This window comes from Brevundimonas sp. DC300-4, from assembly GCF_049897365.1.
Lineage (GTDB): Bacteria > Pseudomonadota > Alphaproteobacteria > Caulobacterales > Caulobacteraceae > Brevundimonas.
In genome coordinates this window covers 303,413-318,293 of record NZ_JAFCWC010000002.1, presented here as the reverse complement: position 1 = coordinate 318,293, position 14,881 = coordinate 303,413, and the positions used below count along the sequence as shown (strand labels likewise).

The 14,881-nt window shown below is 68.1% G+C and carries 13 protein-coding genes; 7 read left to right on the top strand and 6 right to left on the bottom strand.

What is annotated here, in order from left to right:
* Positions 1-98 precede the first annotated feature (98 nt).
* Positions 99-452, bottom strand: coding sequence for a thiol-disulfide oxidoreductase DCC family protein (locus tag ACP7AZ_RS05025; protein ID WP_426036668.1), 354 nt, complete (start codon positions 450-452; stop codon positions 99-101).
* Positions 453-555: 103 nt separating this feature from the next.
* Between ACP7AZ_RS05025 and ACP7AZ_RS05020 the strand changes: the two genes are divergently transcribed.
* The 3 genes from ACP7AZ_RS05020 (at position 556) to ACP7AZ_RS05010 (ending at position 5,551) form a co-directional block, all read left to right on the top strand.
* Entirely contained in the window at positions 556-756 is a 201-nt protein-coding gene (locus ACP7AZ_RS05020) for a hypothetical protein (RefSeq protein WP_426036666.1), read from the top strand.
* 91 nt (positions 757-847) lie between these two features.
* The gene (alaS, locus tag ACP7AZ_RS05015) at positions 848-3,520 is read left to right on the top strand and encodes an alanine--tRNA ligase (protein WP_426036664.1); all 2,673 of its coding nucleotides are present in this window, start codon (positions 848-850) and stop codon (positions 3,518-3,520) included.
* Between the two features lie 249 nt (positions 3,521-3,769).
* Positions 3,770-5,551 carry a DUF885 domain-containing protein gene (locus ACP7AZ_RS05010; RefSeq protein ID WP_426036662.1) on the top strand — a complete coding sequence of 594 codons (1,782 nt, stop codon included), beginning with the start codon at positions 3,770-3,772 and terminating at the stop codon, positions 5,549-5,551.
* Positions 5,552-5,659: 108 nt separating this feature from the next.
* Here the strand turns inward: ACP7AZ_RS05010 and ACP7AZ_RS05005 are convergent, their stop codons facing one another.
* The 3 genes from ACP7AZ_RS05005 to ACP7AZ_RS04995 form a co-directional block, all read right to left on the bottom strand.
* A complete protein-coding gene (locus ACP7AZ_RS05005; protein WP_426036660.1) occupies positions 5,660-6,250 on the bottom strand; it encodes a DUF2939 domain-containing protein in 591 nt (196 codons plus the stop codon).
* Complete coding sequence (locus ACP7AZ_RS05000; RefSeq protein WP_426036658.1) at positions 6,247-6,843, bottom strand: DUF2939 domain-containing protein; 597 nt, start codon at positions 6,841-6,843, stop codon at positions 6,247-6,249. The genes ACP7AZ_RS05005 and ACP7AZ_RS05000 overlap by 4 nt, the downstream gene beginning before the upstream one ends.
* Before the next feature lie 116 nt (positions 6,844-6,959).
* Positions 6,960-8,180 (bottom strand): NADP-dependent isocitrate dehydrogenase, encoded by a 1,221-nt coding sequence (locus tag ACP7AZ_RS04995; RefSeq protein WP_426036656.1) that lies wholly within the window; start codon positions 8,178-8,180, stop codon positions 6,960-6,962.
* 192 nt (positions 8,181-8,372) lie between these two features.
* Between ACP7AZ_RS04995 and ACP7AZ_RS04990 the strand changes: the two genes are divergently transcribed.
* Genes ACP7AZ_RS04990 through ACP7AZ_RS04975 form a run of 4 tightly spaced genes read left to right on the top strand, consistent with a single transcriptional unit; the run spans position 8,373 to position 10,753 of the window.
* On the top strand, positions 8,373-8,507 hold the full coding sequence (locus tag ACP7AZ_RS04990; RefSeq protein WP_426036654.1) for a hypothetical protein: 135 nt from the start codon (positions 8,373-8,375) through the stop codon (positions 8,505-8,507).
* Complete coding sequence (locus ACP7AZ_RS04985; RefSeq protein WP_426036908.1) at positions 8,508-8,714, top strand: DUF2945 domain-containing protein; 207 nt, start codon at positions 8,508-8,510, stop codon at positions 8,712-8,714.
* A gap of 30 nt (positions 8,715-8,744) precedes the next feature.
* Positions 8,745-9,845 carry a DUF1176 domain-containing protein gene (locus ACP7AZ_RS04980; RefSeq protein ID WP_426036652.1) on the top strand — a complete coding sequence of 367 codons (1,101 nt, stop codon included), beginning with the start codon at positions 8,745-8,747 and terminating at the stop codon, positions 9,843-9,845.
* The gene (locus ACP7AZ_RS04975) at positions 9,842-10,753 is read left to right on the top strand and encodes an NAD(P)/FAD-dependent oxidoreductase (RefSeq protein WP_426036650.1); all 912 of its coding nucleotides are present in this window, start codon (positions 9,842-9,844) and stop codon (positions 10,751-10,753) included. The genes ACP7AZ_RS04980 and ACP7AZ_RS04975 overlap by 4 nt, the downstream gene beginning before the upstream one ends.
* A gap of 235 nt (positions 10,754-10,988) precedes the next feature.
* On the opposite strand, the gene ACP7AZ_RS04970 is transcribed toward ACP7AZ_RS04975, so the two are convergent.
* A complete protein-coding gene (locus tag ACP7AZ_RS04970) occupies positions 10,989-12,788 on the bottom strand; it encodes a DUF885 domain-containing protein (protein WP_426036648.1) in 1,800 nt (599 codons plus the stop codon).
* A gap of 24 nt (positions 12,789-12,812) precedes the next feature.
* Complete coding sequence (locus ACP7AZ_RS04965; RefSeq protein WP_426036646.1) at positions 12,813-14,642, bottom strand: DUF885 domain-containing protein; 1,830 nt, start codon at positions 14,640-14,642, stop codon at positions 12,813-12,815.
* Between the last annotated feature and the right edge of the window lie 239 nt (positions 14,643-14,881).

The window sequence follows — 14,881 nt, the reverse complement described above, 5'->3', positions numbered from 1 at the left end:
CCGCGGGGCTCGGGCTGGACGGAGCCGCCCGCCCGGTTCGTCCGGGCGGGCTCTTTTCTGTTCCAGTCAGGCCGGCACCCACATCTGCAGACCGGCGCTCAACCCCGTCCACCCAGTGCGCGCTGCAAGCCCGGCCGCACCCTCAGAAACACCAGATAGAGCCGCTCAAGAACGCCCAGCACATGCCGGTTTCTCGCCAGGCGGCCGAGAGGGGCCAGCAAAGGGATCGCCCGCCACATCGCCGCGAAGGCCTCGGCGCCGGACACCAGACGCCCGTCCTCCCGTGCGTGAAACCGGCTAAGCAAGACGGCGCGGTCGATGGGACAGTGTCCCTCACCCGTCGCCACATCGGTGAAAGCGATCGCACCCTTTCGATCGAGACGCCGCAGCAGGGCGATCTCCCGCCGGCAAAGCGGGCAATCGCCATCGAACCAGACTTCAAGCGTGGACATTCCCCAGCATAGCACCCCAACTCGGCATTGCCCCGCGTCACGCCGACGCCCTAGAACGCCAGCCTTCCGCCTGCGGGCGGTTCATTCGCCGAGGAGATTCCCCGTGGCCGAAGACAACCCGACCCTGACCCAGTTCAACCTCGCCGAAAGCGACGACGGCTACCTGCTGGAGATCGCCGGCAGCGACGGCGCCGTACTTCGCGTCGCCGCCAGCGCCGAACAGATCGGCGCCATCATGGAGGCCCTCGACGCCCTCCTCTCGGACGGAGACGACGCGGTGGACGAGACCGTCACGCCCGACTGACCCGCCTTGGCCGGAAAACCTTGGCTCACGGCCCCGCCGGTCTCTATATGCCCGTTCCCAAATCCTCGACGCGCAAACGACTGAACCGACCATGGCCAGCCTGAAACAGATCCGCTCGACCTTCCTCGACTATTTCGCGGCCGACGGGCACACGAAGGTCCACTCGGCCCCGTTGGTGCCGCAGAACGACCCGACGCTGATGTTCGTCAACGCGGGCATGGTGCCGTTCAAGGATTACTTCACCGGCGCCGCCGTGCCGCCCTACCCGCGCGCCACCTCCTCGCAGAAGTGCGTCCGCGCCGGCGGCAAGCACAACGACCTGGACAATGTCGGCTACACCGCTCGCCACCTGACCTTCTTCGAGATGCTGGGGAACTTCTCCTTCGGCGACTATTTCAAGGAACACGCGATCGAGCGCGCGTGGAACCTGGTCACCAGGGACTACGGCCTCGACCCGAACCGGCTGCTGGTCACCGTCTACATCGACGACGACGAGGCTGCAGCGATCTGGAAGAAGATCACGGGCTTCGGCGACGACAAGATCATCCGCATCGCCGGCTCGGACAATTTCTGGGCCATGGGCGACAACGGCCCCTGCGGCCCCTGCACCGAGATCTTCTGGGACTACGGCGACCATATCGCCGGCGGCCCTCCCGGTTCGCCGGATGAGGACGGCGACCGCTATGTGGAGATCTGGAACAACGTCTTCATGCAGTTCGAGAAGGAGAACGACGAGATCGTTCGCAGCCTTCCCAAACCCTCGGTCGACACCGGCATGGGCCTGGAGCGGATGACCTCGGTGCTCCAGGGCAAGAACTCGGTCTTCGACACCGACCTGTTCCAGATCCTGATCGCCGCTTCCGAAGACGCCACCTCGACGAAGGCCGAAGGCGCACAGGCCGCCAGCCACCGCGTCATCGCCGACCACCTGCGCTCGTCGTCCTTCCTGATTGCCGACGGCGTGACCCCGTCGAACGAGGGGCGCGGCTATGTCCTGCGTCGCATCATGCGTCGCGCCATGCGTCACGCCCACCTGCTCGGCGCCGCCGATCCCCTGATGCACCGCCTCGTCCCGACCCTCGTGGACCAGATGGGCGAGGCCTTCCCCGAACTCGCCCGCGCCCAGGCCTCCATCGAAGACACGATGAAGCAGGAAGAAATCCGCTTCCGCACCACCCTGGGCCGCGGCATGGGCCTGCTGGACGAGGCCACCTCGGGCCTGTCCGAAGGCGGCGTCATCTCGGGCCAGACCGCCTTCAGCCTCTATGACACCTACGGCTTCCCCCTCGACCTCACCCAGGACGAGGCGCGCCGTCGCGGCCTGACCGTCGACAACGACGCCTTCGAAGCTGCGATGGCCCAGCAGCGCGGACGCGGCAAGGCCAACTGGAAGGGCTCCGGCCAGACGGCCTCGGCCGGCGAATGGCTGTCCCTGCGCGACCGCCTTGGACCGACCGTCTTCACCGGCTATGACGCCATCGAGGGCTCGGGCGAGGTCCTGGCTCTCGTCCGCGGCGGTGAATCCATCGACGCTCTCGAGCCCGGTCAGACGGCCGACGTCCTGTTCGACCAGACCCCCTTCTATGGCGAAGGCGGCGGCCAGACCGGCGATCGCGGCGAGGTCGAATGGACCGATGCGAGCGGCCAGCAAGGCTTCGGCGTGGTGCTCGACGTGCAGAAGCACGCCGGCGGCGACCTCTACGCCCACAAGATCGAGATCGAGTCCGGGACCCTGACCATCGGCGCCCGCGCCCAGCTCCGCGCCCATGCCGAACAGCGTCTGACCACCCGCGCCAACCACTCCGCCGCCCACCTTGTGCACGCGGCGCTGAAGAATGTGCTCGGTCCGCACGTGGCCCAGAAGGGTCAGCTGGTCGACGCCGAACGCATGCGTTTCGACTTCAGCCACAACGCCCCGGTGACCGAGGACCAGCTGGCCGCCATCGAGACCGAGGTGAATGCGGTCATCCGCCAGAACGTCCCGGTCACGACCCAGCTTATGACGCCCCAGGACGCTATCGACGCCGGCGCCGTCGCCCTGTTCGGCGAGAAATACGGCGACGAGGTCCGCGTGGTCACCCTCGGCCGCGCCCTGACGGGCGACAACAACGGCCCCTACTCCGTCGAGCTTTGCGGCGGCACCCATGTCGCCCGCACCGGCGACATCGCCCTGTTCAAGATCACCGGCGAGACCGGCATCGCCGCAGGCATCCGCCGCGTCGAGGGCGTGACCGGCGAGGCCGCCCGCCAATACCTGCTGGCCCAGGCCGGCGTCGCCAGGACGCTCGCCCAGTCGTTCAAGGTTCAGCCGCTGGACGTCCCCGCCCGCGTCGAAGCCCTGTCGGCCGAACGCAAATCGCTGGAGAAACAGGTCGCCGACCTGAAGAAGCAACTGGCCCTGGGCGGCGGCGGCGCATCGGCCAACGCCGCGTCTGAGGAGATCAACGGCATCAAGCTGATCGTCCGCATCCTCGACGGCGTCGACGGCAAGGGCCTGCGCGGCGTGGCCGAGGAGTTCCGCACCCAGGTCGGCTCCGGGGTCGTCGCCCTGATCGGCGTCACCGACGGCAAGGCGGCGGTCACCGTCGCCGCGACGTCCGACGTCACCGACCGCGTCAACTCGGCCGACCTCGCCCGCGCCGCCGTCATCGCGATGGGCGGCCAGGGCGCCGGCGGCAAGGCCGACTTCGCCCAGGGCGGCGCGCCGGACGGGTCGAAAGCCGAGGAAGGCCTCGCGGCCGTTCGCGCGGCGCTGGCGGGGTAAGACAAGCCCCCTCTCCCCTTGCGGGAGAGGGAGCTCGCGCACGGCGGCGCAGCCGTCGTCCTTGCGCGATCGGGTGAGGGGTCACACCAGCCCTTCCGCTGAACCCCGCCCTCATTCCACCCGCCGGCGTGACCCCTCATCCGTCAGCCTTCGGCTGCCACCTTCTCCCGCAAGGGGAGAAGGGAACACGCCCCATTGACCTCCCGCCCGCGTTCGGGTCCCCATGCCGCCCTCAGTTCGGGGATCTCCATGAATCGCTTCGTCGTCGCCGCAGGCGCGGGTCTGCTTCTGTCCACCTCGGCGATGACCGCCTCCGGCCAGACCCCTGCACCGCCGGCCGCCATGGCCGAGAACCCCGCTCTCGCCTCGATCATCGCCGACTACGACGCCTGGCAGCTCAGCCTGAACCCGATCCAGGCCGGCCGCGAGGGCGACCAGGCCGCCAAGTCCCGCCTGTCCGACCAGTCCCGCGCCGCCGAGCTCGCGCGCCTCGAGCCCCTGAACGGGTTCAAGCGCCGCCTAGCCGCCGTCGACGTCTCGACCCTGTCCTCGAACGACGCCCTGAACCGCGACTTCCTCGCCATCATCGTCGACCGGTCGATCGAGTCCATCGCTCTCGACGGCGGCCGTCTCGCCTTCAACTCCGAGGGCGGGCCCGGCCAGAGCGCGGGCTTCCTCGCTGCCGGGACGCGCATCACCAACCGCGCCGACGCCGACGCCTGGCTGAGTCGCCTCGAAGGCCTGTCCGCCTGGTACGACGAAGGCCTCGCCGACGCCCGCCGGGGTCTGGCGACCGGCTTCGTCCAGCCGAAGTCCGTGGTCGAAAGCGCCCTCGCCATCTTCCGCAACGAGGCGGCCTTCACGCCTGCGACCGACCCCCTGCTGCGGCCCTTCGCCAGCCTGCCCCCGTCCATTCCTGCGGCCGATCAGGACGCTCTGCGCACCCGCGCCGCCGCCATCGTCGCCGAGCGGATCGTCCCCCGTCGCCAGGCCTGGGTCGATTTCACCGCCAGTGAATACCTGCCCGCCGCCCCGGCCGAGGTCGGCATCGGCTCACGGCCCGGCGGGCGCGAGTTCTACGCCTTCGAGGCGCGCCGCTACACCACAACCGACCTGACCCCCGACCAGATCCACCAGATCGGCCTGGACGAAGTCGCCCGCATCCGCGCCCGCATGGACGCGGAGATGATCGCCTCCGGCTGGACCGGCGACTTCCCCGGCTTCCTCAACCACCTGCGCACCGATCCGCAGTTCTACGCCACCTCGCGCGAAGACATGCTGGAGAAGGCCTCGGAGATGGCCAAGCGGGCCGACGGCGGTCTGCCGGCCCTGTTCCGCACCCTGCCCCGCCTGACCTACAACGTCCGGCCGGTCCCTCTGGACATCGAAGACAACTACACGACCGGCCGCTACAACGGCGGCTCGCTCGAGGAGGGGGTGCCCGGCGGCTATATCGTCAACACCGGCAAGCTGGACCAGCGGCCGCTCTACGAACTGCCCGCCCTGACCCTGCACGAGGCGGTCCCCGGCCACCATCTCCAGATCGCCCTGCAGCAGGAGGCGGCTGCGGGTCCGGCCTTCCGTCGCAATGCGGGCGTCACCGCCTTCACCGAGGGCTGGGGCCTGTATTCGGAATTCCTCGGCGAGGAGATGGGCTTCTACCGCACGCCGGAGGAGCGGTTCGGCCGCCTCAGCTACGAGATGTGGCGCGCCTGCCGCCTGGTCGCCGACACCGGCATGCACTGGATGGGCTGGACCATCGAACAGGCCCGCGCCTGTTTCACCGACAACTCCGCCCTGTCGCCGCACAACATCGAGACCGAGCTGCAGCGCTACATCGGCTGGCCGGGTCAGGCCCTGGCCTACAAGATCGGTGAAATTCGCCTGCGCGCCATCCGCACCCGGGCGGAACAGGCCCTGGGCGAACGGTTCAACCTGCGCGACTTCCACGACGCCCTGCTGGTCGACGGCCCCCTGCCGCTCGACCTGCTCGACCGCCGCATGGACGCCTGGATCGCGACGCAGCAGTAATCCTCCCCATCGGGGGTCGAGGAGGGCTCGCATGCGAGCCAACGAGGGGACCGCGAAGCGGTGGAGGGGGCTAGCCGCAGACGCGGAGTATGGGGCGAGCCCCCTCCGTCACTCCGCTGCGCTCCGTGCCACCTCCCCCGACGGGGGAGGATTGGGCAGGTCGATCCCCGCCAGCTTCCAGCCGAACAGGCCCTGGCGCTTGAACAGCAGCTTCAGCTTCTCTTCCGGCCGGTCCGGATCGGTCAGGCCCAGCACGAAGGTGTTCAGGTCGCGATAGGCGTAGCTCTGGCGTATGTCCCTGTCCTCGCTCTCTGGCTCAGGCGTCGTCGCCGTCGCCGTCGCGGCGTCGATCGCATCGGGCGTCTCGGCGGTGCGCACCATGGCGGCGATGGTCGGGGCGTTGACCAGGGCGTCCACCGCCCCGCCGACCAGCATGGGCGCCAGCATCATGCCCAGACCGCCCAGGGCGCTGTCGCGGACGTCAGGATCAGCCTGGGCCTCCGCCATCAAGCGAGCGGTCAGTCCGTCCTTCAGGCTGTCGCGGAAGGCCGGGAAATCGACCATCCGCTCCAGCGCCGCCTCATCGCCTGCCTTGGCCGCCGCGACGATGGCGTTCACCGTCAGGGTCGGCGAGGCCAGATAGGCGACGAGGAAGGCGACGACCGCCAGGACGACAACCCCCTTGATGAAGCCTTTCATCGTGTCGTCTCCGGAGCGGGCGTGACAGGCGCGGCAACTGCCGCGACAGGTTGCGGCGTCGCGCCGTCCGGCAGGCCGATGTGGACCAGCTTCCACTCGAACGGCCCCTTGCGCTCGAAGGTGAAGACCGTGTCCGACCCGCCCTCGTCGGTGACCGCCATCCGGGCGCGGTTGATCCCCCAGTAGATCGGCCTCGGCCAGGGCGCCGAGGCGTCATCCGTGCCCGGCCGGGCCGTGCGCACGGCGGCGTAGCGGCCTTCGGCGCGCGTCAGGCCATCGATGGCGTCCGGCGTCAGATAGGCATCCGGGTTCGGCCCCTGGGGCGCGGCGGCCTCCTCGAACTGGCGGCGGACGGCGCCGATGGGGTCGTTCATAAAGGACGGCGGCGGCGTCAGGGCCTCCGGCCGCCCCGACAGCTGGGGCCGCAGCGAGGCGCGCACCGCGTCGAAATCGACCAGTCTCTGCAGCCCCGCAACATCGTCCGACTGAGCCGCCGAACGGATGCCGAACAACGCCACGGCCGGGGCCGCGAAGAAGCTGACCACCGCCAGGGCCATAGCGACCAGCACCAGTTTGCCGAATACGTTTTTCACGCGGTGGTCTCCCCTCCTCCGACGCAGACGCCATCAATGCACGTCGAGGCTCACCGCTCAAACGAAACCCCGCCGGAGAAGCTCCGGCGGGGTCGAAAGATTCGAACCGGGTTCGCTTAGCCGACCGACGGCAGCGCCTTCTTCAGGTTCTCGGCCACCTTGTCGAGGAAGCCCTCGGTGGTCAGCCACGACTGCTGATCGCCGACCAGCAGGGCCAGGTCCTTGGTCATGAAGCCGGCCTCGACGGTGTCGACGACGACCTTCTCCAGGGTCTCGGCGAACTGGGCCAGCTCGGCATTGTCGTCCAGCTTGGCGCGGTGCTTGAAGCCGGCCGTCCAGGCGAAGATCGAGGCGATCGAGTTGGTCGAGGTGGCCTCGCCCTTCTGGTGCTGGCGATAGTGGCGCGTCACGGTGCCGTGGGCGGCCTCGGTCTCCATCACCCTGCCGTCCGGCGTCAGCAAGACCGAGGTCATCAGGCCCAGCGAGCCGAAGCCCTGGGCGACGATGTCGGACTGCACGTCGCCGTCGTAATTCTTGCACGCCCAGACGAAGCCGCCGGACCACTTGATGGCCGCGGCCACCATGTCGTCGATCAGACGGTGCTCGTAGGTCAGGCCGGCGGCCTTGAACCTGTCGGCGTATTCGGCGTCGAAGATCTCCTGGAAGATGTCCTTGAAACGGCCGTCATAGGCTTTCAGGATCGTGTTCTTGGTCGACAGATAGACCGGATAGTTGCGCGCCAGGCCGTAGCTGAACGAGGCGTGGGCAAAATCACGGATCGAGTGGTCAAGGTTGTACATGCCCATGGCGACACCCGAGGACGGGAAATCGAAGACATCATAGTTCAGTTCTTCGCCATTGGCGCCGACCCACTTCATGGTCAGCTTGCCGGGGCCGGGCACCAGGAAGTCGGTGGCCTTGTACTGGTCGCCAAAGGCGTGACGGCCGACGACGATGGGCTGGGTCCAGCCCGGAACCAGACGGGGCACGTTCTGGCAGATGATAGGCTCACGGAAGACCACGCCGCCCAGGATGTTGCGGATGGTCCCGTTCGGAGACTTCCACATCTTCTTCAGGCCGAACTCGGCGACCCGCGCCTCGTCAGGCGTGATCGTGGCGCACTTCACGCCGACGCCGTGCTTCTGGATGGCGTAGGCAGCGTCGATCGTCACCTGGTCATCGGTGGCGTCGCGGTGCTCCATGCCCAGGTCGTAGTAGTCCAGCTCGACGTCCACGAACGGGAAGACCAGCTTGTCCTTGATCCATTGCCAGATGATCCGGGTCATCTCGTCGCCGTCGATGTCCACGATGGGATTGGCGACCTTGATCTTGGCCATGCGGCTTCGTCCTGTTCTGCAAGTTTCCGGAGGTGGCGGCGGTATAGCGAGCGCGGGCGCGCGAGGCAAAGGGGCAGACGCCGGCGATTAACCCTGCCTGAAAAAAGCCGCCTGCGGTCAAGCTGAACCCGATCCTGCCAGGAGGGTTCTCCGCGGTGGAAGGGCGTGCCCTACTCCAGAGGGATACGCGACGTGGACACAGAGACCGAACGCCTGATTCAACGCTGGATCACCGCCTTTTGTGAAGTGCCGATCCTGGTCGACGCGGAACTGATGCGGACGGTCCTTGCTGATGTAGAAGCGAAGCAGGAGACACCGAACCCATGACTGAAAAGACCTTCAGACCGGCGAACGGGTAGAATAAGCCACAGCCGGGGGACCACGGCCGGCAGGATCGTCCACAAGCTGACCAGTCCCGCAGCCATCAAGACCCACACGGTTGCGGCCTCCCCCGATAACTCCGATTATCTGGTCGACAGCGGCAAGACCGGCGCCCGCGCCGCGCACAAGACATCGGAACTGCGCGAGGCCTGAGGCAGCGTCTGCGCATTGGGGGGAAGAACGATGCGTATGATCGCACTGACGGCCGTGGCCGCCTTGCTGGCCTCCTGTGGCGATGGCCAGTCCGCCATGGCTGGTCCCGCAACGGGCGTGCGCGGCGCGTCGGCCGGCGCCGAGGCTGACGCCCAGAACCCCAACCAGCGCACCTTCCGCGACTGGCTGGTCGTCTGCGACAACATCCGGACCTGCCACGCCTTCGGCCATGCGACCGAGGGAACCGGCTGGGTCCGGATCACCATGACCGCCGGACCGGAGGCGACGCCCCGGATCGCCGTCGGTTTCTGGCCCGAGAACGGCACGTTCGGCGGGCCGGTGACGGTGCGCGTGGACACGACCACCTTCAACGGCTTGACGGCGGCGACCGGCGAAGACGCCCCCTCCCTCGCCACGGTCGGTTCCGGGATGGCCCGCGCCCTGGTCGATGAGATGGCTCGGGGCCAGACCATGACCCTGAATGCCGGCGCCGAGACCGTGCCGATCTCCCTGAGCGGCGCCGCCGCCTCCCTCTTGTGGATCGACGAACATCAGGGGCGGCTGGATACGACCACCGCCCTGATCCGCAAGGGGTCGCGCCCCGCCTCCGCCGTCCCCGCTGCGGCACCCGTCCCCCGCGTCACGCCGGCGCCGGCCGTGTCCCAGACGGAATACGGCGACCAGGAGGGCCAGACCCTGCCGGCCGCGATCGACGCCCTGCCTGCCGTGGTCCAGTGCCGAGCCGACACCGATTTCAACCCCGACCTGCAGAGGGTGATCTCTTCCGCCCGGCTGGACGCGAACACCGTACTCTGGAGCGTGCCCTGCGGGGCCGGGGCCTACAACTTCTCCAGCGCCTGGTTCACGGCGACGCCCCAGGGCGCGAACCCGCGCCGGGTCAACTTTCCCACCGCGTCCGGGGAGGCTCAGGATCAGTTGGTCAATGCCGCCTATGACCCGGCGACGCGGGTTATCGACGCCTTCAACAAGGGCCGAGGCCTCGGCGACTGCGGCATGGCCGACAGCTGGACCTGGACCGGCCAGGGCTTCGTTCTCAAGTCGTCGTCGGAGATGTCCGAATGCTGGGGCGTGCCCAGCGAGTACTGGCCGACAACCTGGGTCAGCAAGTGACCGATCGCACGGACATCGACGTCCTCGTCGTCGGCGCCGGCCCTGGGGGGCTGACGGCCGCCAACTATCTCGCCCGCTTCCGGCGCTCGGTCCTTGTCGCGGACGGAGGCTGTCCCCGAGCGAGCTGGATCCCCCTCAGCCACAACACGCCGGGCTTTCCCGCCGGGATCAGCGGCGACGCCATCCTCGCCCGGATGCGCGAACAGGCCGAGGAATATGGGGCGCGGATCGAGCCCGGCTGGGTGCATGGCCTCGTCCGCGACGGCGCGGGGTTCACCGCGTCGATAGACGGCCGCGAGGTCCGGGCGCGGGCTGTGTTGCTGGCGACCGGCGTCGTCGATCATCACCCGGATCTGCCGGGCGTCGAGCGCGCCATCGAGCGGGCGCTCGTCCGCATCTGTCCGATCTGCGACGGCTATGAAGCCACCGAAAAGGCGGTCGCGGTTCTCGGTCACAGCGACAAGGGCGCGAGCGAGGCGGCCTTTCTGCGCACCTATTCGAACCGTGTGACCCTGATCCACGTCGGACCGCCCGGCGACCTGACCGAGCGCGAGGCGCTGGTGCGTCTGGGCATCGAACTGGTCGAGACGACGATCGAAGCCGTTCGGCTGGAAGGCGACCGGGTCACCGCCTTCTGCTGGGGCGGCGCCGACCGATCGTTCGACCTCGTCTATTCGGCGCTGGGCACGTCGCCGAACGCCGGGCTGGCCCAGGCGCTCGGCGCTCGACTGGCCGACGATGGCCGCCTCGAGGTCGATCTGCATCAGAAGACCAGCGTCCCCGGCCTCTACGCCGCTGGCGACGTCGTGCGCGGCCTCAACCAGATCGCCGTCGCCACCGCCGAGGCCGCCGTCGCCGCAACGGACATCCACAACACCCTGCGTCAGCAGGATGGGCAGACCGTCTAGTTTCTCTGCCAAAAGCGGGATGAAGCATTTATTCTTATCCTCCCCTTGCGCAGCATGACCCTGCTTCCCACGTCCGGGCCGGATGTTTGACAGTTAAATCCGGCACCGGAGGCGAATGCCTGGACTGCGGTCGAACCGGACATTTCGGGTCGAACAAGGTGTTGATTTCTCTCAACCGACTAACCCGTTCGTCCGTTTCGTCATCCTGTTTTGGGTCCGGACGATCCGGACAGGATCAGGCGAAGGCTGCCCTCACCCGGCGCTCCAGGACCGTCAACGGCATCCGGCCGCCGTCCAGAACGGCCGAGTGGAACCGCTTCAGGTCGAAGCCCGGTCGCCCCTTCATGTCCTCCCGCAGGGCCGTGATCGCGATCTCGCCCATCTTGTAGGAACAGGCCTGGCCCGGCGCTGAACAATAGCGGTCGATCTCCGTCTCGTTCGGATCGCCGACGTTCTCGGCCATGTAGCGGATCGCCTGTTCGCGGCTCCAGCCCCTGGAATGCAGGCCGGTGTCGACCACCAGACGGCAGGCACGGAACAGGAAGCTCTCCAGATAGCCGATGCGGCCGAATGGATCGCCGTCGTAAAGGCCCAGCTCATCGGCCAGCCGCTCCGCATACAGACCCCAACCCTCGCCATAGGCCGAGAAGCCCACCGTCTTGCGATACAACGGCAGGTCCGACGACTGCAGCGCCAGCGCGCCCTCGAACAGGTGACCCGGCGCCGCCTCATGATAGGTCAGGGTCTTCAGCGTCCAGCGCGGCCAGTCCGCCGTGTCCTTGAGGTTGATGAAGTAGATGCCCGGCCGCGTCCCATCCAGGCTGCCGCCCTGGGCATAGCCGCCGGGCGCCCCGGCCTCGATCGCGGGCGGGACCCGGTTGACCAGGAACTCGCTGGTCGGAACCCGGGCAAAGACCTCGGGCATGCGCGCGCGGACGCGGTCCATCTCGGCATTCACGTAAGTCAGCAGGTCCGCACGACCGGCGTCGGTATTAGGCCACACGAACCGGGCCTCGGTCCGCAGGGCCGCCATCCGCTCGGCGACCGACCCCTGGGAATAGCCCTCGCCCTTCAGCAGCAAGTCGGCCTGGGCCTGAATCTCGGCGACCTGGTCCAGGCCCAGCTGGTGGATCTCGGCGGCGGTCGCGGTCGTGGTGGTAAAGGCCTTCAGGTTCAGGGCGTAGTAGGCGTCGCCACGCTCCAGCCGTCCGATGCCCGCGTCGTGGACGGCGCTCTCGCGCTGGATCTTCAGGGCCTCGATCTGGCGTTCCAGCGCGACGCGCACCGGTCCGTCCAGCAGGGTCGTCGCCCGCTCGACGTGGTCACCTTCGATCCCGGCCTCCGACATCTTGCGGGCCAGGCTGCTGACCATGGCCTGGTCTGCGCCCGGCTGGTCCCGCAGCGCCGTCAACTGCCGGATCGTTGTGTCGAGGATGAAGTCGGGCGCGACCACCCCCATCCCGGCGTGGGCGACGCTGCGTTCGGTGTCGCCGTCCAGCGCGCCTGCAAAGGCGTTCAGCCGCTCGATGAAGGCGTCGGCGTCCTCGCGGGTTTTCACCGGATGGGTCGTGTCGAGGAAGCTCGGCACGTCGATATAGGCGCCGTTGATCTGGCTGACCGCGTAGGGGGTGCGCCGCCAGCCGCTGGCCGTGTGCCACGGGAAGTCTGCCGCGGCCGCGGCGACCTCCTTCTGGAAGCCCAGGATGTCGTAGCTCAGTCGCCCTGCGTTCGAGAGGGCGGCCGGATCGATGGTCTGGAGTTCGGCCAGCTGCGCCCGCGCCACGGACCGGCCGGCCTCGGCATGGGCGAGGGAGCGATCGTTCAGGCGGGCGCGCTGGCCGGCACGCGCGCCGACATCCAGACCCAGCGATGTCGCCTGTTGCGGGGCGTCGTTCAGGTCGGCCTCGAACTGGCGGGACAGGATCGCGTCCAGGCGGGCGTCCTCATCCGCAGGACGAGCGAAGGCCAGGGTCGGCAGGGCGGCGAGCCCCGCAGCGGCGGCGGCGGAGCCGAGCAGGCGGCGACGGTCGATCATGTCGGTATCCTTGAGTTTCGAGGGTCAGGTGGCCGCCTGGGCCGCCGTCCATTCGGTGATGACCCGCTCGAGCACCGTCAAGGGAACCCCCCCGGTGTTCATGCCCGTGTCGTGGAAGGCCTTGATATCGAACTTGTCGCCCAGCGTCGCCTTTGCCGTCTCGCGCAGCTCGACCCATTTGGTGTGGCCCAGCTTGTAGGAGCAGGCCTGGCCCGGCCAGACGCAGTAGCGTTCGATCTCCGTCGTCACCGCGCTCTCGGCGTCGCCCAGCGCATCGACCATGAAGCGGATCGCCTGTTCGCGGCTCCAGCGCTTGGCATGCATGCCGCTGTCGACCACCAGACGCGTGGCCCGGAACATCAGCGACTGCAGGTATCCGATCTTCCCGGTCGGATTATTCTCGTACATGCCGATCTCGTCGGCCAGCTGTTCGGCGTACAGACCCCAGCCCTCCGAATAGGCCGAAAAGCCCAGCACCTTCATCAGCAGCGGCGTATTCGCCTTCTCCTGCGCCAGGCTGATCTGGTGGTGATGGCCCGGCACTGCCTCGTGATAAGTCAGGGTCGGCAGCTGCAGCTTCGGCCACTCCGCCGTGTCGCGCAGGTTTATATAGTAGATGCCGGGCCGTGACCCATCGAGCGCTGGCGAGTTGTAGTAGCCGCCCGGCGCCCCGGCCTCGATCGCCTTGGGGACGCGCCGGATCTCGACGGCGGCCTGCGGCAGGCGGCCAAAATAATCGGGCATCCGCCGGCGGACCTCGATCACCTGGGCGTTCAGGTCGGCCAGAAGCTGTTCCTTGGCCTCGTCGGTATTGGCATAGAGCTGGGCCGGGTCTTCGCCCAGCGCCTTGATCCGCGCGCCCACAGATCCCTGGGTCAGACCCTGAGCCTTCAGCAGCTCGTCGGCGCTCGCCGACAGCTCGGCCAGTTGAGCCAGCCCGATCTCGTGGATTTCGTCGCCTGACAGATTGGTCGTCGTATAGCTCTGAATGCCATAGCGGTAGAAGTCCTCGCCGCTTGGCAGCCGCCAGACGCCGGCGTCATGGGTCGCCCCGGCCTGACGCGCTCGCAGCGCATCCGCCTGACGCGCCAGAGCCGGGAAGACGGCGTCGTTAACGATGGTCTCGGCGCGTGAGCCCCAGTCGCCGGAGATCGACTTCTCACCCGTCCGGCGGACCACCGACTGGACCAGGGTCGTCCCCGCCGCGCCAGGCGACATAAGCGACTCCATCTGGCTCAGGGTGCGGGCGATGATGAAGTCGGGCGGGACCGCCCCGGCCTCGAACTCGGCCTCGATTCGCGCCGTCTCCTGATCCAGGGCCGTGGCGAAGGCCGAGACGCGGCTGAGGTAGGCCTCGGCGTCCTCGGACGTCTCGATCGAATGCTGGCTGTCGAGGAAATCGGGAATGCCCTGATAGGAGCCGGTCAGTTGACTGACGCTGTAGGGAGACGGGCCGAACCCGCCGCCGCCGTAGGGGAAGTCGTAGCCGATCATGGCCGTGTCGCCGAAATACTCGAGCGAGTCGTACCAGACCTTCTCATCGGTGCTCAGGGCGGCGCGGTCGACGGCCTTCAGATCGGTCATCTGGCGGCGGAACGTCGCCTTGTCGGCGTCGATCTTGGCCTGGGACCGGTCGTCGAGCAGAGCCTTCTTCGCCGCGTTGGGTCCCTTGTCGAAGCCGAGCGAGGTCAGCAGCTCCGGAGACGTCATCAGCGTCTCCTGAACGATCGAATTCATGACCGCCATGAAGGCCGCCGATGCCGTTCCGGCCTGGGGCCGGGCGATGACCTGACCGGCCGCCATCAGGCTGGCTCCGGCGGCGGCGGTGAACATCAGGCGGCGGCGGTCGATCATGGCGGGCTCCCGAAAACAACGACCCGCATTGGTCACCAACCGCGCCGCCTGGACAAGCGCTCTGTCGTTACAAATCCGTCAGGCGGACCAGCCGCTGGGCGAATGGTGGCTCCAGGGCGTCACTACGTCCGTCGAACGGCGTCGCGCCGCCGGCGTCCGCGTACGGCGCCGGGGAAATCCGTAGAGGACGGCGACGACCACAGCCAACCAGCCCCACGCGGTGCCCTTATGTTTATGAT